Consider the following 15809-nt stretch of genomic DNA (forward strand, 5'->3'; position numbering starts at 1 on the left):
TTACCCAATGCTATAATTAACTACCAGATGATAGTGGCGTCTGTGTGGCTTCGAGCGTGACACTCGGTTGTCAGATACAGTTCGGCACTAGCACTGAGAGGGCGGAGAGCGTTCTTATGGCGTGAGGAAGACCGCCGACGTTTATACCCGAACGCGTTGGATTGACACTAAGAGCAGGCATGTACGAGACCATACTCATCCCGACGGACGGCAGCGAACACGCGGTCCGCGCCGCCGAACACGGACAGTACCTCGCCCGGCTATTTGACGCGACGGTACACATCGTCAACGTCGTCGATGTACAGGCAGCGGGCGGTGTGTTCGACGCTGGCGGTGTCGATGAGGAGTTCGTCTCCCGCCTGAAAGCGAAAGGCGAACGTACCATCGAGGAGGCTGCAGCCGTCATCGATGAAACAGAGTCGATACAGACGGCGGTACTCAAAGGCCGTCCAGACGAGGAGATTCTGGAGTACGCGGCCGAGCATGGTGTGGACGCGCTCGTCATGGGAACTCACGGACGAACGGGACTCAGACGCTACATCGCCGGAAGCGTGACCGAGCGCGTCGTCCGCCTTGCCGACATACCGGTTCTCACAGTCCGTTCGACTGACCAAAGTCAGGTCGCCGAAGATTACGACGAGGTTCTCATTCCGACCGATGGGAGCGAACCGGCGAGCGCGGCCGTCGAACACGGCCTCGCTATCGCCGAAAAATCCGGTGCGCGCGTCCACGCGGTGAATATCGTCGATGTTGGCAACGTATCGGCCAGTCCGACGTATACGCTTCCAAGTGAAGTGATAGGACAGTTGGAATCCGAGGGAGAAACGGTGACTGAGGAGATTGCCTCTCAGGCCCGCGAGCGCGGTCTCGAAGCAGTCACCGAAGTTCGTGAAGGGTTCCCGGCGAAGACCCTCCTCGACTACGCAAACGAGAACGACATCAGCCTGATAGCGATGGGGACGGCCGGTCGAACGGGTCTCAACCGGTATCTCTTGGGAAGCACGACCGAACGGATCATCCGACAATCAGACGTACCCGTCTTAGCGGTCAACGCGAGAGACGAACAGGACGACTGAAACCGAATTCAGAGAAAAGCGTACGAAACCGTTTTTTCAGCGATTGTACCCACTAGTTCCGACTCCCGGCACCAGCGTGTACACCCGGCAGAGTGGCCGCAGACAACTGTTCAGTGTCCTCCCGAAGGGAAACGCGGAGTTCCATCTCCCCACACTCATCGAGCGAGATAACCATATCCTCGACTAACCGCGCGTACTCGCTAGCGTGCTTACCAGAGCGGCGAATCCGCGTCCGTTCTTCGAGTAATCCTGCGTCAGTGAGTTGGTCGAGTTTCCGGTACGTGGTCGAGAGCGGAAGATCACACGCCTCCGAAACTTCGCTCGCGGAGAGCGCTTCGCCGCTAGTGGCATCAAGGATAGCGCGGCAACCGGCATCGTTGAACGCATCAAGGAGGTCCTGAACCGCATCCTCGTTTCGGACGACAGTCTCGCTTTCGGCAGATTGACGGTTAGCAAATCGGGCGGCCGACTGGACCATCGGTGACTGACTCATACATAATTAGAAGGAGGCTATAGGGAGTAACGAACAGCCCCAATATCTGGGGAGGTTTATAAGCACCGTCGGAGAGAGACACGAACTGGCGGGCTGCGTCATCTCTTCGAACCGCTACAGAATATCTTCGAGAAGCTTCGATTCAGCCGCCGCGAGATGTTCAGTAAGCGTCGATGGATTGATATCGAGTTCGGCGGCAATCTCCGTCGCGTTTGCCCGACGAGGACGTTCGAAGTAGCCCATGTCGTAGGCGGTTTGGAGAACTTCGAGCTGTCGAGTCGTGAGTTTACTCCGATCCACGAAGACGCTGTCTTGGGACTGCTCGACCGCTGGTGACCGGACGAACCGCTTGATATCGACATCGGGGAATCTGTCACGAAGCTCAGCGACGACAGACCGAAGCTCCTCGTAATCCGCGGCGTGGAACACAAGCGTCAGATGTCCGTCCTGTGCGACATAACGGGCGACCGGACAGCCGAACTGGCCGAGACACTCACACGGGCAGTTCACGCCGTCATCGTGAGTAAACCGATACCGGTTCGTCGGCCCGTGGGAGAATATCGGCGTGAGATCAGTCTCAGAATCAGCGTCCGCATCCGCAGAGAATTCAGTGACACACTCCCCGCAGTCTGACGCCGGAACGTTCGTCGCCACCGAATCAACAGTTATCTCCGCGGCGTCCGAGAGTTCGACGATGGGACAGAGGTCGGGTGTCGTAAACGCCACTGTCGCGCGGATTCCGGGGGGCATTGACGCGTGGGAAGTTTAGGAAGGCAGTACTTGAAGCTACAGGTGTCGCGTCCGAAGCGTACAGCACATCGGACAGGGAACTACTCTCGGTCGACTTCGATCCGACGACCGCTCAGTTCGTCCGGTTCGAGTTGATAGAGTTGAACGTCCAAATCACGCTTTGACTCCCCCCAGATCTCGAACAAGGGGCGCTTGGCCTTGCCGTACTGTTCGATGTGTTCGACGGTCAGTTCGTCCCGCGGTATCTCTTCGAGCGTCCCGATTGCGACAGCGCTCCGATAGACTGGTTCGGATTCTTCGTACACAACAATTCGCGCGAGCGGGTGAAGAAGCCAAGAACTTCCGTTTCTCGCTTTCAGGCGTTGAGACGAGTCGAAGATAGAACCGCCGCGTCTCCGGATCGTACCCGTAAGAGATAGGAATCGAGTACGGTTCGTCCTCGCGCGCTAACGCCAACACACCCGTCTCGTGACGGCTGAGGAGGGCGTCCGTTTCCTCTCGGGACAATCCGGACTCCGTATCCAACGTCATATTCTCGTACGACGAGAGAGGAGAAGCACACTAATACCTGTCTGTGGACGACTGTGACATCGAGAACGAGCGACTCGCTCCCGCTATCGCGCCGTTAGTGGGGTCTGAGGTCTGAGAAGGTTACGAAGAGTTCGCAGAAGTGGGATTCGTGAACGCATCAGTTGTCACACCTGCACCGCAGATGACGCAGCCACGCTCGATGAGCGCGTCTTTCATCGAGCCGTTCACCTCTAATGCTTCGTCACACTCCGGACAGGTGAAGGTGTACTCCTCCTTGGTTTCACGGCTCATCATGTGTGATACTGTGTTGTCCAGTAATAAATGGCGTCCTATATTTCCGACCACGTGAGAACACCGCATATGAGTGTATTGCCGAACGTCATCGGATGACACTGAGCAGGTGATAATATACGGATACAGACACAAACGAAATGTGAATGAGCGACACCGAGACTGACCCGCCGTCGGAGTTAGAACAGCCGAGCGAGGGATCTCCGGGTTCGGTGGCCGAGACCACAGACGAAGTGACAATATACGAAGACGAAGTCGAACTCGAACGAACAATCGGGTTACGCGGCGGTGTCGCCATCGGCGTGGGAACGATGATCGGAGCGGGCATCTTCGTCTTCCCCGGACTCGCCGCCGGACGCGCTGGTCCCGGGGCCGCCCTCTCGTTCGCACTCGGTGCGGTCGTCGCCCTTCTCGTAGCTCTGCCAACCTCCGAGTTAGCGACAGCGATGCCTCAGAGCGGCGGTGGATACTACTTTATCTCCCGCGGGATAGGCAATCCATACGGTGCCGTCGTTGGACTGAGTCTCTGGTTGGGCCTCATTTTCGCGTCGGCGTTCTATCTCGTTGGGTTCGGTCAGTACGCCGCCGCGATACTGGCCGAGATCGGTCTGGAAATCGATGTCGGAACTGTCGCCCCCGCTTTGGCCGTTCTCGTCGGCGTGGGTCTGACGGGCGCGAGCATCGCCGGGACCGAGAATACAGCAAAACTACAGAACAGTATCGTCGGTCTCTTACTCGGAATCCTGACGCTCTTTCTCGTCTACGGCGGACTCGACTCGCTCGGCTTCTTCGGACGCGAGACGGTTCCCGAGGCGTTCGCGCCGTTCGGCGTCTTCCCCATCCTAACGACGACGGCGTTCGTGTTCACCGCGTATCTCGGCTTCGCACAGGTGGCGACAGTGGCGGGCGACATTAAACGACCCAGTCGGAACCTGCCACTTGCGATGATCGGTTCAGTGGTGTTAGTCGCGGTGCTTAACGTCGTGACCATACTCGTGGCAACCAGCGCGTTCGGAAGCGCGCAGTTGGCGACGTACGGAGAGACTGCGCTGGTCGAAGTCGCACGAAGTTTCGTCGGCATCGGCGGTGCCGTCACGATTCTCGTGGCGGGGTTGTTAGCGACGGTTTCGAGTGCGAACGCGTCGATCCTGAGTTCATCACGGGCACTGTACGCCCTCAGCCGTGACGCACTCGTACCTGCAAAGGCCGGAACCCTCAATCGGAAGTACAACACGCCGCACATCGCGTTATCGCTCGCGGGCGGACCAGTCCTGTTTCTCGTCCTGTTCGGCCCCGTCGAAGTGTTAGCTGAGGTGGCGTCGTTTCTCCACCTCCTGATGTACGGACTGATGTGCGTTACACTCGTCATCCTTCGACGACGCTCACCCGACTGGTACGATCCGGACTATCGGATTCCGGGCTATCCGGTATTGCCGATTCTCGGCGCAGTGACTAGTTTCAGCCTCCTCGTACTCATGCAACCGCGCTCACAGGCAATCGGTGTGGCCGTGATAGTCGCGGCCGCGGTGTGGCAACGGTTCTATGCCGCCGACGTCGAATTACAAGGGGTGCTATAACGATGACTGAAGACGCCATCATAGCAGGCGAAGAACTGACCGTACTCGTTCCCGTCCGAATCCTCGAAGGAGAACAGGTACCGGCCGCGCTTATGGACGTGCTATCGTCAGTTTCGGTGGTGCTGCTCGGCTACCACGTCATTCCCGAACAGACCGCGCCAGAGCAGGCACGGACCCAGTTCGGCGAGCAGGCGCGTTCGGAGTTAGACGACGTGGCAGAAGCGTTCCGGAACGCAGGAGGCGACGTCGAAGCGAGAGTCGTCTTCACAGGAGACGCGACCCAGACGTTCGAACGTATCGCGGTGGAAGAAAAAGCGGATGCGATACTCCTACTCAACCCCGCCCCAAGCGTCGAGCGAATCTTCGTCGCCCTCAGTGAGGGCATCAACACGGAACGAATCGCCGAACTCACGTCGGCGCTGGCGACAGGGACTGACGTGACGGTGACGCTGTTTCACGTCGCGACGTCGGAAGACGAACGCGCGGCGGGTGAGCAACTCCTCGACAAAACGGCCCGAATACTCTCGGAGAAGGGCGTGGCGACCGATGATATCGAGCGTGAAGTGGCCGTGAGCGATGCGCCGGTACAACTGCTCAGCGACGTCGCATCGGAGGACAGCGACCTCGTCGTTCTCGGTGAGAGTCGCCCGACGGTCCGCGAACTCGTATTCGGAGAACCATCGGAGCGAATGGCAGAGCGAACGCTCGCACCCATCCTTGTCGTGCGGCGACTCCCTGCATTAACTGCCGAGGAGGACGACGCCGAGACGGCGAACGATGAATCGTGAACCGAACATTCGTCGGATCGGAAACACCTCAGATATTATTTCTCCGTGCGTGCTATGGACACGCATGGGAAGAACTTCGAACGGTGTTCCTCGGCGCGAATTCGCCGGGACTGTCGTCGGAGCGGCCGCACTGAGTGCCGCAACAGGGACCGCGGCGGCACAGGAGGGACAGCAACACACGGTCGAAATGACCGACGGCTTGGTATTCGAACCGGACGCGATTACTATTGCACCGGGCGATACTGTGGTTTGGGAGAACGTGGGGTCCATCGGTCACTCGGTCACGGCGTACGAAGACGACATTCCGGAGGGTGCCGACTACTTTGCCTCCGGGGGATTCGACTCCGAAGACGCCGCGAGAAGCGCATACTCCGCAGGTGACCCCGAAAGCGGTGACATTGCCGGTGGTGAGTCGTACGAACACACGTTCGAGACCGAAGGAACGTTCGAATACTTCTGTATCCCGCACGAAACAGTCGGAATGGTCGGGAGCGTGACCGTCACACCGGGTGGTGCGGCCGAGGAAAACGGCGGTCCCGCCGCCCCACAGGTACCCGATTCGGCTAAGACGCTCGCCATCGCAACGACCATCGCTCTGACGAGTGTCGTCGGTCTCACGTACTTCTTCTTGAAGTACGGCGGCGACTACGAGATCCCAACTGGAGACGAAAACCAGTAGCACCGCGCCGTGAACGATGAAGCCGTCTGCAACGAGTACAGTGTACGCCTCGGATTCAGTCAATCGTGACGGATGATTCTCGAACTAGGCGGATTCGTCGTCGGATTGGGCATCCTTCTCGTCGGGGCCGACCGAACGGTCCGGTCGGCCGCCGAACTTGCGCTTTACTACGGCGTCTCGAACTTCTTCGTTGGCGTCACCGTCGTCTCCATCGGGACATCGATTCCGGAAATGACGACCTCTCTGTACGCGGCGTACTACGGGGCTGGTGACCTCGTTGTCGGGAACATCGTCGGATCGGAGACAGCGCAGATCACGCTGGGAATCGGAATTGTCGCTCTCATTTCGCCGATAGTCGCTGAACGAAAGAACGTACTGGTCTACGGCGGTGCGATGCTGCTCTCGATGATTATCATGATACTCACGCTCGAAGACGGGATCACCCGCTCTGAGGGCATCCTCATGATGTTAGCCTACGCAATCTTCATCCACGACCTGTACTCAAACGAGGGTGGCGAGGAGATAACTGAGGAAGTGATCGAAGAGCAGGAACCGCCGAAACGGACGGTACCGTGGGTACTCTTCGGCCTCCTTCTCGTTGTCGGCGGCGGACAAGTCATGGTAACGAACGGAGTGGCTCTGGCCACACTCCTTGGGATACCGCCGTACGTGGTGGGTATCCTCACTGGGTTGGGGACGACTGCTCCGGAGATAGTCGTCGCAGGAATCGCAGCGCGAAGCGGCCGAAGTGGTATCTCTGTCGGCTCACTTCTCGGAAGCAACATTACCGATCCAGTGTTCTCGCTGGGAATCGGTGCACTCGTTGCGGACGTAACGCTGAGCGACCCGGAATCGGTAACAATGTCGGTCAGCTACATGCTGTTCGTCTCGCTCATCGTCATCGCGGTGTTGTACTGGCGGCGGGGTATCGACCGACGGAGCGCTATCGGGTGTCTCCTGCTGTATCTTCCGTCGTTTATTGTCCTCTGAACGGCAAAAAACAGAGATGGCGCAAAACGAGACCGGAGACGCCTCGATTACGCCGCTTCTTCGAGAATCCAGCCGAAGCGCTTCTCCCAGAACGCCTCGTCCGGATGCTTCTTGCTTCGGCCATAGGTCTTCTCGTCGCGTATCTGCCGCTCAACGATGTCGCAGGCTTCATTGAGAGCCTGTCTTGCACCGTATCCCTCCCCCGAAGCGATGTACAGTCCGCTGTCAGTGTACAAGCGGATACGGGCGAGTACGAGCGGCGTCCCGCGACGTTTCTCGTCGTGTTCGTGGAGATGGACTTTGGCGTCCAACACGTTCATCCCGTGGTCCTTGTCGTCGAACGCCTCGACCATCGACACGATGTCGTCGTAACTCACATCGCCTAACAGGTCGGTCCCGTAGACCTGGACCGCACGGTTGCCGCCCGTCTCCCACGTGAGCGAGTCGAGGATATCGGTCTTCGTGACGATACCGACGGGACAATCGTCCTCGACGACGACGAGCGAGGACCCATCAGTTTCGAACATCGCCTCGACGGCCGTTTCGAGCGTTTCGTCCGGTCGAATCGTCCGAACAGGCGACACCATCACGTCGCGGACCGGAAGATCGAACAAGCGCGCAAGTTCTCCTTCTCGGGCACCGTACCCGCCGCGGTGCGTCCGGCCGGCAGTGCCACCACCGCCGAATGCATCCGCGCCAGTCGCGTCACCGCCTTGGCTCTGCGTCCCGGAGTGTACGGTGAGGTCCACCATATCGTAGAGACTGAGAATGCCGACAGCCGCGTCGTCCTCGACAACCGGGAGGTGAGTAATGTGGTGCTCCCGGAAACGGGTAACCGCTTCACCTGCCGTCGTTTCCGACTCGACCGAGACGAGTTCGTCAGTGTAGACATCGCCGACGGTGGCGACGTCCAGAAACGGTTGGACCGCTTCGAGGATGTCGTCAGCGCTGACAACGCCGACCACGTCGTCCCCCTCGAAGACGGGGAGGAGTTGCGAGTCGCTGTCGATCATGAGCCGTGCGACCTTGCGAACGTCCTCGTCGGGTGCAAGTCGAGGTACGTGCCAGACAAGCGAGCCGACTTTCTGGTCGGGAGGGTGCCGGGAAGTGGCGAGTTGTCGTCTGGTGACGACCCCCTCAAACTGGGTGTCCTGTACGAGGACGCCTTTGACGGTGGGATCGTCGAACACGCCGACGAGTTTGGAGACTCGCGTCTCCGGACTAACTGCTTCGTACTCTTCCGAGACGATATCAAGTATTTCCATGAGTGTTTTTGGGTTCCGATTTCGGTCACGAACGATGCACGGCCGGTGGGCAGTACGCCCGACAGATGTAGCTTCGCCGGTGTCGGTCAAGTATCAGCGGGTTATTCTCAACAACTGATACCGAACGAAGTGTATCAACCAGAACTAGAATTGTAGATATATCACACATCAATTCTGGAGAGATGTGCTATCTATTCAGATGAAAAACACGTCTCCGGAGATTCAGACGTAGACAGATATGTGAATTTGAGCCAGTTCATCGGCTTTTTCCGTATCGATAGTAGTCCCGAAGTCGTCTCTTCTCGTCAATCGATACCTAGTCCACCATCATTTGTTTTGTGTGCTATTGTATTTATTGTGCAAAAATAAAAGAGCGCGCGGACCGTATCTAAAGCCATGGGCGTGAGAATCGCACTCCTCGATGCGTCGGTCGGGAACACCCCGGCAGAGCGGAACTTCCGACGAGTCCTCGACGCCGAGGTGACGACGTTCAAACTCAGCGAGGGGCAGTTACCGCCGCCGGTCACGTCACGGGCGTGGGTGTACGACGGCGTGGTGATTAGCGGGTCACAAATATCAGTCTACGACGACAACGACTGGATTCACGGGGCGACAGAGTGGTTCCGACGCGCGCAGGCGGCCGGGGTGCCGACGCTCGGTGTCTGCTGGGGCCACCAGTTTATCGCCCAAGCCGTTGGCGGGCGCGTGGTGGATATGCACGAATACGAACTCGGCTATCGAACGATCACGCGCGTCGGTGACAGTCCGCTCTTCGAGGGCGTACCACGTCGGTTCACAGCGTTCGAGACACACTCCGACCGTGTTGCAGAACTTCCACCGGGTGCGGTCACGCTCGCACGCAATGACTTCGGCGTCCAAGCGTTCCGCGTTGGGGGTTCCTACGGCGTCCAGTTCCATCCGGAGTACGACCGTGAGACGGCCGAATGGGTGACGAAAAACAAGGAGTTACCCGAGGAGCGGATTCAGCACGTTTTGGACGGCATAAATGAAAACGCAGTTGCCGACGCGAACGTCTCCAAGGCGGTATGCGACAACTTCGTGAAGATCGTGACGACGACCCAACCGACGCAGTCAGACGAGTGGTCGGAACCCACCCCGTCCGAATCCGCGCTGGGTAGTGTACCTGATCAGGACTTCGAGGAGACCGGCCGCTAACGCCATTCCAAACAGAAGCGGCCAGACGGTCAGATATGACGAGAGCGGGTGTAAGTGAGTCCCGTACAGTTCCTGATACACGTTGTTTCCGAGGAGCCAAAGCGTCACTCCAGCGGGGAGAATCAGCGAGAAACGAGCGAGGAGGAACAACGGAACAGCGGCCATGAGAAACAGACCGACAACCGCATAGCTCACTCCGATGGCGACAGTCAACATATCCCCGGATGCAAAGTATACGCCGCGGGAAAAACTCCACCAGAGAACAATGACCGAATAGATGAGTCCACCGAGGACGCCGAGAACGAGCGGCTTGCGACTCTTCGACGGGAGGGAAACCATATTTCAGACTACATGACCACGATACAACAATCTTCTGTCGTATGAGATGTGTGAGAACGCTGAAGAAGCGAGACTCACGCGGGCGTCGTCGTAACCCGTAGTTCGCGTGTCCGCGGGCCATCGCACTCGGCAAACATGACTGACTGCCACGTACCGAGCCCCAACTCGCCGTTTTCGACCGGTATCGAGACGCTCGAACCGAGCAACGCTGCTCGCATGTGTGCGTCGGCGTTGTCGTCGATTTCGTCGTGTGCGTAGTCGTCACCGCGAGGTGCGAGGTGTTCGAGCAGTCGTTCGAGGTCGGACATCAATCGTCGCTCGTGTTCGTTGACAATGATACCTGCCGTCGTGTGCGGGACGAAGACAGTGCAGACGCCGGTGTCGAGGTCGTCCGGAACAGTCGCGGCGACATCAGACGTGACATCAACCACTTCGACGCGTTGGCCGGTCTGAACTTCGAGGGCCATGTGCGACAATACGGGTGGAACGAGCAAAAAAGAACAGTGCGCTTTACCTCCCCCTTGGTGGGGTCAGCGGACAAGCGTCACAGTGACGCGTGCCCGCCGAACAACGATTTCAGCGACACTTCCGAACACGGCTCGCCCCTCCTCGCCGCGTCCGTGAGCGCCAAGGACGATTTGGTCTACGTCCTCCGCTTCGGAGTAATCTACGATGACACGCTTCGAGTCACCGATTTCCGAGGCAGTGGCAACTGTTCGGTCGTGGTCCCCTGCGATTGCTTCGGCCTCCGAGAGCAGTCGTTCCGAGACTTCCTCAGCCCGTTCGTACCACTCCTCAGACCCCATCAACGGCTCGTAAGTCGTCTCGAACTCAGGATAGGTACCGTACCCCGGTTCGAACAGGTCAACGACGTGGAGCGCGGTTATCGACGCCTCCGGAAACTCTCCCAGCGCATACCGGAGCGCGCTCCACGACAGCGCAGATCCGTCGACCGGAACGAGGACGTGCTTCGCCATGGAACCCCACCAGTTAGTGGTAGATGCTGGCCGAAATAGGACCTATCGGCAATTCCTATCGGCTGAGAATACTGTTCGTCGAAATCGTTAATACAGACTGTCGAACGCCACACTGCCGGTCAGCAACACGGCTTCAACGGGACTCGACGCCCAACTGCTCCCGTTGGGTTGACTCGCCGGATCGTTCGGTTTCATCGAGATACGACTGGACCGCCGCCGCGGCATCGTCTGCACTAGTGAAACTCGTACCGAGACCAACCTCGATTTGCGTCCAGTCGTCGCCGTTGCGTTCGTATACGTCTACCCACCAGTACAGCGACAGGCCACGCGAGAATTCGGTGATTTCGATGCGGAGAGTTCCGTCCGGGCGCTCGTACGTTGTCGTCTCGCCGTCGGTGTCGGCGGTCCATCCGCGCGGGAGGTCGAGGCAGTACGGGTCGTCCGTCGGTCCGTCGTCCTCGGCAGTCATTCAGGGTCGAGTAAATGTTCTGAGCGGACCGCCCTAAATCACACCATCACGGCACGGGTCGCCGCCTCACTCGACCGACCGAGCGGAGTTGACAACGACGAGGAGGCTGCTCGTTCCCATAGCGACCGCGGCCAAGAGAGGATTGATGAGACCGGAAATGGCGAGCGGAATGGCGACGAGGTTGTAGACGAACGCCCACGCGAGGTTCTCGCGGATGCGGCGGTGCGTCCCGGCAGCGACGGAGAACACTGTTGGAACGGTGTCGAGTCCGCGTTCGACGATGATTGCGTCGGCCGCGCTCCCGGCGAGGTCCGTCCCTGATCCGAAGGCGATACCAACGTCCGCGGCCGCGAGGGCGGGTGCGTCGTTAGATCCATCGCCGACCATGGCGACGGTGCCGCGCGAGCGGAATCGTTCGACCGTCTCAGCTTTCGCTTCCGGCGGGACGCCTGCGAACACCTCGTCTACCGCCGGGTGCGACCGGAACTGTGCGGCCGCCCGTTCGTCGTCGCCGGTGAGAACGACGAGTTCCCGCTCTGCACCGAGTTCGGACAGCGTCTCGTCCCACATCTCCCGCGGCGCGTCGCCCACGTCGAAAACGGCGCGTGCGGACCGATCCCAGCCAACGAACACCGGAACGCGGCCCGCGTCGCGGACCGACTCGCCAGCAGACGCGAGTTCATCAGGAACAGTTACTCCCGCCTCGCGTAGGAGCGACGGATGGCCGACGACGATGTCGGTACCATCGACGCGACCCGTCACGCCACGTTGGTGAACCGTAGAGTCCGTCACGGTCGGTAAGCGGTCGGGGGCGCATTGGACGAGCGCCTCCGCAAGCGGATGTGAGGCGTACCGTTCGACCGCTGCGGCCAGTTCGAGTGCCGTCGTCTCATCAGCAGCCGCGGTCGTCACGCCGCGGACGCGCATCCGTCCGTCGGTCAGTGTCCCCGTCTTATCGAAGATAATAGTGTCCGCATCGGGTGCGTCCTCGAAGACGGCGTCGGATGCGACGACGACCCCCGAGTCGGCCGCATCACGGACACCTGAGGCGACAGCGAGGGGCGTAGCCAGCCCCAGCGCGCACGGACACGAGACGATGAGAACGGTCAAACCGTTCAACAGTGCATCCGTCGGTGACGACCCAAGCACGAGAAAGCCCGCTGTCGTCAACACCGAAAGCGCGAGGACCAGCGGCACGAATACTGTCGCCAGTTTGTCTGCCAGTCGCTGGGCACCGCCGCGGGACGACTGAATCTCCCAGAGCAGTTCGACGAGGCGATCCAGCGTGCTGGTGGCGTCGTCGCCGACTTCGACCGTCAGGGCATCATCAGTGACGACGGACCCACCGATAACCGAGTCGCCCGGTTCGCGGGTGGTCGGAATCGATTCGCCGGTGACGAGTGATTCGTCCACAGCGGCGCGTCCCTCGACGACAACGCCGTCTACGGGAACACGTTCGCCGGGACGTACGAGGATGCGGTCATCCGGTCGGATCGATTCGACAGGTACGGATTCGGTTCGCCCGTCGTCGGACAGTCGCGTCGCGTCGGTGACGCGTGCGCTCGTCAGGTCGGTCAGACGCGTCGCCGCGCGACGCTTGATGCGGTCCTCATAGTAGTTTCCGAGTGTGACCACGAGGACGATGGCGACGCTCACGTCGAAATAGACGTGCGTGCGGCCGACCACCATCGACCCGACGCTAAAGACGTACGCCGCAACGGCCGCAAGTGCGACGAGAAGATCCATATTCGGTTGGCGAGCGGCGAGGCTGACGTACGCGCCGCGGAGAATGGGATAGCCGGTATAAAACAGGACGATAGAGGACATCACCCAGACGTTGGCGACGACGTAGAGGCCGTCGAACGCGCCGAGATCAACGACCGGATCGAAGCCGAGGTAGGTCGGATAGAGAAACAGCACGTACCAGACCATCACCATCATGCCGAAGACGCCGCCGCCGATGAGGAACTTCGCTAACCCGGACCCCTCATCGGTCTCGGCTGCCGCATCCGGATCGGTGGCGTCGTAGCCGTAGCGGCCGAGTCGGCCGACGAGTCCGTCAAGGTCGGTTTCGTCGGGATCGTACGTGACGCGGAGCATGTCCGTCGCGTACGACGCTTCGGCAGCGTAGACACCGTCGTCGCCGACGGCGGTCGATTCGATGAACGTCTCGCAGGTGGCACAGTGCATCCCGTCCACCGAAAGGAACGTTCGCGCTGCGTCGTCGGGAACATCGTCCGCATCGGTAGCGGCAGGGACATCGTCCGCGTCGGTAGCGGCAGCCAGTGACTGTTCGATGTCCGACTCGGCTGCGCGTTCGGGGCCGCCGAGGGCACGCGATACTTCGAGACAGCCACGACAACAGTACGCGCCGTCCACGTCGTCCGCGGTGAACGGCTCTGCTGGTGTCGGAAGCTCACAGAGCGAACACGCGTCGCTCTCGGCGTCGGGCGACTCCGAACGGACAACTGGTGAATCGGTACTCACGTCCGAGATCACCCCAGCGGTTGGTAGACCGGAATCATCGGATGTGGAAGGTGAATTCCGACGAGCATCAATCCGTGGGCCAACGGCAAGTAGCCGAGGACGAGAAACACCGCTCCGAGGACGCGGTGCAGCGAGCGCCGACGGCCCGCCGACAACGATCCGAGTGCCGTCCCGTAGACGAACAGCGTCGGTATCGTCCCGAGACCGAGTAACGAAAGGAGGAACGCCGCTCTAACTGGGTCAGCGGTCGCAAACGCGTACAGGTACGCGGGATAGGTAATAGGGCACGGGAGGAACGCGTGCCCGACGCCGAGTCCGACGATGCGAGTGTCACCGACGAGTGCATCCACGCGATTCGTGAGGACGCTGCTGACTCGACGGAACGCGTTCGAGAGTCGCCCCGGAAGTCGGACCACAGAACCGGCACCGCCCCGGAGGTACGAAACACCGGTTGCCATGATGAGAACCCCGACGAGAACGCCAGTAGTGGCCCGGACACCAGTCCCGATAGCGACGACAGCATCGAGAGCGCCGACCGTGACGGCACCGATGGCGGCGAGGATAGCGCCGACCACGGCGTAGCCAGCCGCTCGTCCGAGGTTGAACAGCGTATGCTGTCTGACTTGTCGGACGGTAAGCTCGGCGTCGGTGTCGTCGGTCGCTCTGAGCCTGTCCGCGTAGACGCTCACGAGCGGCCCGCACATCCCGAGACAGTGCGCACCGCCGAGGACGCCGACAACGAGGAAGACGCCTGCTTCAACGCCTGTCGTCGGAAGCGACGCCGAGGCCTGTGAAGAGAGCGGCGTCATCACCGATTACGCGGTTCCGTGGTCGTGGTCGTCCTCGCCGTGTCCGTTCTCGGTGGGGGACAGGAGGAGGTACAGACTCGCCGTGATAATAAGTACGTTCACGACGGTTACCGCACCTGCCCACCACACTCGTCCGAGTCCGAAGAGCACGACGGGGAGTAGTGCGAGTAGTGCAATCATCCCCGCAATTCGCGGCGTAAAGCGCATACCGGGAGATAGGAGGGCAGGTGGTTGCTGGCTTCGGTGATTCTCACTCGATTAGAATCTCCATTCTCGTTCAAGGGTTATCAGTTAATACCGGACAATATGGCAGCTGAGTCGGATACGGAATTGGACGAGACAGGCAAGACTCGTGGAGAATCGGCGCCGGTAGAGTCGGTCGTCAAGCCGGATGCCGACGACCTGTCCGAGCAAAGAGGGTACGTCATCGGATCGGGACGGACAGGAATCGAGCGACGAATCGGGCACGACGACTTCGATCCGGTTGGAACGCTCGTCCTCATCGGCGTCTACATGGCGATACTGGCGGTGATGTGGGTGTTCATGTACTTCGTCGAATTCCTCGGCGGCGACCTCACGGTAATCGGGTGACACGATGGAGATACACAAATACGAAAAAATCTGGCTCGCGGGTGCATTGCTTCTTATCGTCGGATTCATCGCGACCGTCTCGTACGGAGCGGTCGGTGCTGGCATCGAGATGATCGACAACGAGGGCGGGCAAGTCGATCCGAAAGCGCTCGATCAGCATCCGAAGTTCAGCGAACCGGGAACGTACAAAACCGGGCCGAACCAGTACGATGTCTACGTTGTCGCCCAGCAGTTCGCCTACCTCCCGGGAACGAGCGACCCCATCCGGGTCCCAGCGAACTCTGAAGTGACGTTTCACGTCACATCGCGGGACGTGATTCACGGCTACGAAATCGTCGGAACGAACGCGAACACGATGGCGATTCCCGGGCAGGTGTCGCAGATGACCGTCAAGTTCGACGAGGCCAAGGAGTATGGCTTACTGTGTAACGAGTACTGCGGCGCGGCCCACCACGCGATGGAGGGCAAAATCGTCGTCGTCCCCGAAGACGAGTGGAACGAGAGTATGGTGGTGAACTGAG

The 15809-nt window shown here is 59.8% G+C and carries 19 protein-coding genes and 1 pseudogene; 8 read left to right on the top strand and 12 right to left on the bottom strand.

What is annotated here, in order from left to right; all coding sequences use genetic code 11:
* Window positions 1-179: 179 nt before the first annotated feature.
* Window positions 180-1076, top strand: a complete 897-nt coding sequence (locus HBOR_RS14800) for a universal stress protein (protein WP_006056028.1) — start codon at window positions 180-182, stop codon at window positions 1074-1076.
* Between the two features lie 52 nt (window positions 1077-1128).
* On the opposite strand, the gene HBOR_RS14805 is transcribed toward HBOR_RS14800, so the two are convergent.
* The 4 genes and pseudogenes from HBOR_RS14805 to HBOR_RS20085 all read right to left on the bottom strand — a co-directional run bounded on the left by HBOR_RS14805 (window position 1129) and on the right by HBOR_RS20085 (window position 3144).
* The gene (locus HBOR_RS14805) at window positions 1129-1554 is read right to left on the bottom strand and encodes a winged helix-turn-helix domain-containing protein (RefSeq protein ID WP_006056027.1); all 426 of its coding nucleotides are present in this window, start codon (window positions 1552-1554) and stop codon (window positions 1129-1131) included.
* 129 nt (window positions 1555-1683) lie between these two features.
* Window positions 1684-2319, bottom strand: a complete 636-nt coding sequence (locus HBOR_RS14810) for a DNA-binding protein (RefSeq protein ID WP_006056026.1) — start codon at window positions 2317-2319, stop codon at window positions 1684-1686.
* A gap of 80 nt (window positions 2320-2399) precedes the next feature.
* Window positions 2400-2850 (bottom strand): annotated as a pseudogene (locus HBOR_RS14815) (pyridoxamine 5'-phosphate oxidase family protein).
* 120 nt (window positions 2851-2970) lie between these two features.
* The gene (locus HBOR_RS20085) at window positions 2971-3144 is read right to left on the bottom strand and encodes a DUF7560 family zinc ribbon protein (protein WP_006056024.1); all 174 of its coding nucleotides are present in this window, start codon (window positions 3142-3144) and stop codon (window positions 2971-2973) included.
* Window positions 3145-3287: 143 nt separating this feature from the next.
* Here HBOR_RS20085 and HBOR_RS14820 point away from each other — a divergent pair, with 143 nt between their 5' ends.
* The 4 genes from HBOR_RS14820 to HBOR_RS14835 all read left to right on the top strand — a co-directional run bounded on the left by HBOR_RS14820 (window position 3288) and on the right by HBOR_RS14835 (window position 7175).
* Window positions 3288-4718, top strand: coding sequence for an APC family permease (locus tag HBOR_RS14820; RefSeq protein ID WP_006056023.1), 1431 nt, complete (start codon window positions 3288-3290; stop codon window positions 4716-4718).
* Between the two features lie 2 nt (window positions 4719-4720).
* On the top strand, window positions 4721-5506 hold the full coding sequence (locus tag HBOR_RS14825; RefSeq protein ID WP_006056022.1) for a universal stress protein: 786 nt from the start codon (window positions 4721-4723) through the stop codon (window positions 5504-5506).
* Window positions 5507-5570: 64 nt separating this feature from the next.
* Window positions 5571-6185 (top strand): plastocyanin/azurin family copper-binding protein, encoded by a 615-nt coding sequence (locus HBOR_RS14830; RefSeq protein WP_006056021.1) that lies wholly within the window; start codon window positions 5571-5573, stop codon window positions 6183-6185.
* A 72-nt stretch (window positions 6186-6257) separates the two neighbouring features.
* On the top strand, window positions 6258-7175 hold the full coding sequence (locus tag HBOR_RS14835; protein ID WP_006056020.1) for a sodium:calcium antiporter: 918 nt from the start codon (window positions 6258-6260) through the stop codon (window positions 7173-7175).
* Between the two features lie 47 nt (window positions 7176-7222).
* Here HBOR_RS14835 and HBOR_RS14840 read toward each other — a convergent pair whose 3' ends face one another.
* Complete coding sequence (locus tag HBOR_RS14840; protein WP_006056019.1) at window positions 7223-8440, bottom strand: CBS domain-containing protein; 1218 nt, start codon at window positions 8438-8440, stop codon at window positions 7223-7225.
* A gap of 396 nt (window positions 8441-8836) precedes the next feature.
* Between HBOR_RS14840 and HBOR_RS14845 the strand changes: the two genes are divergently transcribed.
* Window positions 8837-9616, top strand: coding sequence for a type 1 glutamine amidotransferase (locus tag HBOR_RS14845; protein WP_006056018.1), 780 nt, complete (start codon window positions 8837-8839; stop codon window positions 9614-9616).
* Here the strand turns inward: HBOR_RS14845 and HBOR_RS19345 are convergent.
* From HBOR_RS19345 to HBOR_RS14875, 7 genes are all read right to left on the bottom strand, one after another.
* The gene (locus HBOR_RS19345) at window positions 9533-9955 is read right to left on the bottom strand and encodes a hypothetical protein (RefSeq protein ID WP_013446569.1); all 423 of its coding nucleotides are present in this window, start codon (window positions 9953-9955) and stop codon (window positions 9533-9535) included. The genes HBOR_RS14845 and HBOR_RS19345 overlap by 84 nt on opposite strands.
* A gap of 74 nt (window positions 9956-10029) precedes the next feature.
* Window positions 10030-10422, bottom strand: coding sequence for a secondary thiamine-phosphate synthase enzyme YjbQ (locus HBOR_RS14850; RefSeq protein ID WP_006056015.1), 393 nt, complete (start codon window positions 10420-10422; stop codon window positions 10030-10032).
* A 63-nt stretch (window positions 10423-10485) separates the two neighbouring features.
* The gene (locus tag HBOR_RS14855) at window positions 10486-10932 is read right to left on the bottom strand and encodes a universal stress protein (protein WP_006056014.1); all 447 of its coding nucleotides are present in this window, start codon (window positions 10930-10932) and stop codon (window positions 10486-10488) included.
* Window positions 10933-11065: 133 nt separating this feature from the next.
* Window positions 11066-11401 carry a hypothetical protein gene (locus tag HBOR_RS14860; RefSeq protein ID WP_006056013.1) on the bottom strand — a complete coding sequence of 112 codons (336 nt, stop codon included), beginning with the start codon at window positions 11399-11401 and terminating at the stop codon, window positions 11066-11068.
* A gap of 66 nt (window positions 11402-11467) precedes the next feature.
* The gene (locus HBOR_RS14865) at window positions 11468-13900 is read right to left on the bottom strand and encodes a heavy metal translocating P-type ATPase (RefSeq protein ID WP_006056012.1); all 2433 of its coding nucleotides are present in this window, start codon (window positions 13898-13900) and stop codon (window positions 11468-11470) included.
* Window positions 13897-14697 (bottom strand): sulfite exporter TauE/SafE family protein, encoded by an 801-nt coding sequence (locus HBOR_RS14870; RefSeq protein WP_006056011.1) that lies wholly within the window; start codon window positions 14695-14697, stop codon window positions 13897-13899. The genes HBOR_RS14865 and HBOR_RS14870 overlap by 4 nt, the downstream gene beginning before the upstream one ends.
* A gap of 6 nt (window positions 14698-14703) precedes the next feature.
* The gene (locus HBOR_RS14875; protein WP_006056010.1) at window positions 14704-14904 is read right to left on the bottom strand and encodes a hypothetical protein; all 201 of its coding nucleotides are present in this window, start codon (window positions 14902-14904) and stop codon (window positions 14704-14706) included.
* Window positions 14905-15003: 99 nt separating this feature from the next.
* On the opposite strand from HBOR_RS14875, the gene HBOR_RS14880 reads away from it, so the two are divergent.
* A complete protein-coding gene (locus HBOR_RS14880; RefSeq protein ID WP_006056009.1) occupies window positions 15004-15288 on the top strand; it encodes a hypothetical protein in 285 nt (94 codons plus the stop codon).
* A gap of 4 nt (window positions 15289-15292) precedes the next feature.
* Window positions 15293-15808: a cytochrome c oxidase subunit II gene (locus HBOR_RS14885; protein WP_006056008.1), complete on the top strand. Its 516-nt coding sequence runs from the start codon at window positions 15293-15295 to the stop codon at window positions 15806-15808.
* Window position 15809: the final 1 nt, after the last annotated feature.

Origin of the sequence: Halogeometricum borinquense DSM 11551, from assembly GCF_000172995.2 — an archaeon.
Lineage (GTDB): Archaea > Halobacteriota > Halobacteria > Halobacteriales > Haloferacaceae > Halogeometricum > Halogeometricum borinquense.

What these genes read in the sequence shown, in the direction of transcription:
- HBOR_RS14800 (WP_006056028.1), top strand. Translation starts at nt 180, where the DNA reads ATGTACGAGACCATACTCATCCCGACGGACGGCAGCGAACACGCGGTC.
- HBOR_RS14805 (WP_006056027.1), bottom strand. Translation starts at nt 1,554, where the DNA reads ATGGTCCAGTCGGCCGCCCGATTTGCTAACCGTCAATCTGCCGAAAGC.
- HBOR_RS14810 (WP_006056026.1), bottom strand. Translation starts at nt 2,319, where the DNA reads ATGCCCCCCGGAATCCGCGCGACAGTGGCGTTTACGACACCCGACCTC.
- HBOR_RS20085 (WP_006056024.1), bottom strand. Translation starts at nt 3,144, where the DNA reads ATGATGAGCCGTGAAACCAAGGAGGAGTACACCTTCACCTGTCCGGAG.
- HBOR_RS14820 (WP_006056023.1), top strand. Translation starts at nt 3,288, where the DNA reads ATGAGCGACACCGAGACTGACCCGCCGTCGGAGTTAGAACAGCCGAGC.
- HBOR_RS14825 (WP_006056022.1), top strand. Translation starts at nt 4,721, where the DNA reads ATGACTGAAGACGCCATCATAGCAGGCGAAGAACTGACCGTACTCGTT.
- HBOR_RS14830 (WP_006056021.1), top strand. Translation starts at nt 5,571, where the DNA reads ATGGGAAGAACTTCGAACGGTGTTCCTCGGCGCGAATTCGCCGGGACT.
- HBOR_RS14835 (WP_006056020.1), top strand. Translation starts at nt 6,258, where the DNA reads ATGATTCTCGAACTAGGCGGATTCGTCGTCGGATTGGGCATCCTTCTC.
- HBOR_RS14840 (WP_006056019.1), bottom strand. Translation starts at nt 8,440, where the DNA reads ATGGAAATACTTGATATCGTCTCGGAAGAGTACGAAGCAGTTAGTCCG.
- HBOR_RS14845 (WP_006056018.1), top strand. Translation starts at nt 8,837, where the DNA reads ATGGGCGTGAGAATCGCACTCCTCGATGCGTCGGTCGGGAACACCCCG.
- HBOR_RS19345 (WP_013446569.1), bottom strand. Translation starts at nt 9,955, where the DNA reads ATGGTTTCCCTCCCGTCGAAGAGTCGCAAGCCGCTCGTTCTCGGCGTC.
- HBOR_RS14850 (WP_006056015.1), bottom strand. Translation starts at nt 10,422, where the DNA reads ATGGCCCTCGAAGTTCAGACCGGCCAACGCGTCGAAGTGGTTGATGTC.
- HBOR_RS14855 (WP_006056014.1), bottom strand. Translation starts at nt 10,932, where the DNA reads ATGGCGAAGCACGTCCTCGTTCCGGTCGACGGATCTGCGCTGTCGTGG.
- HBOR_RS14860 (WP_006056013.1), bottom strand. Translation starts at nt 11,401, where the DNA reads ATGACTGCCGAGGACGACGGACCGACGGACGACCCGTACTGCCTCGAC.
- HBOR_RS14870 (WP_006056011.1), bottom strand. Translation starts at nt 14,697, where the DNA reads ATGACGCCGCTCTCTTCACAGGCCTCGGCGTCGCTTCCGACGACAGGC.
- HBOR_RS14875 (WP_006056010.1), bottom strand. Translation starts at nt 14,904, where the DNA reads ATGCGCTTTACGCCGCGAATTGCGGGGATGATTGCACTACTCGCACTA.
- HBOR_RS14880 (WP_006056009.1), top strand. Translation starts at nt 15,004, where the DNA reads ATGGCAGCTGAGTCGGATACGGAATTGGACGAGACAGGCAAGACTCGT.
- HBOR_RS14885 (WP_006056008.1), top strand. Translation starts at nt 15,293, where the DNA reads ATGGAGATACACAAATACGAAAAAATCTGGCTCGCGGGTGCATTGCTT.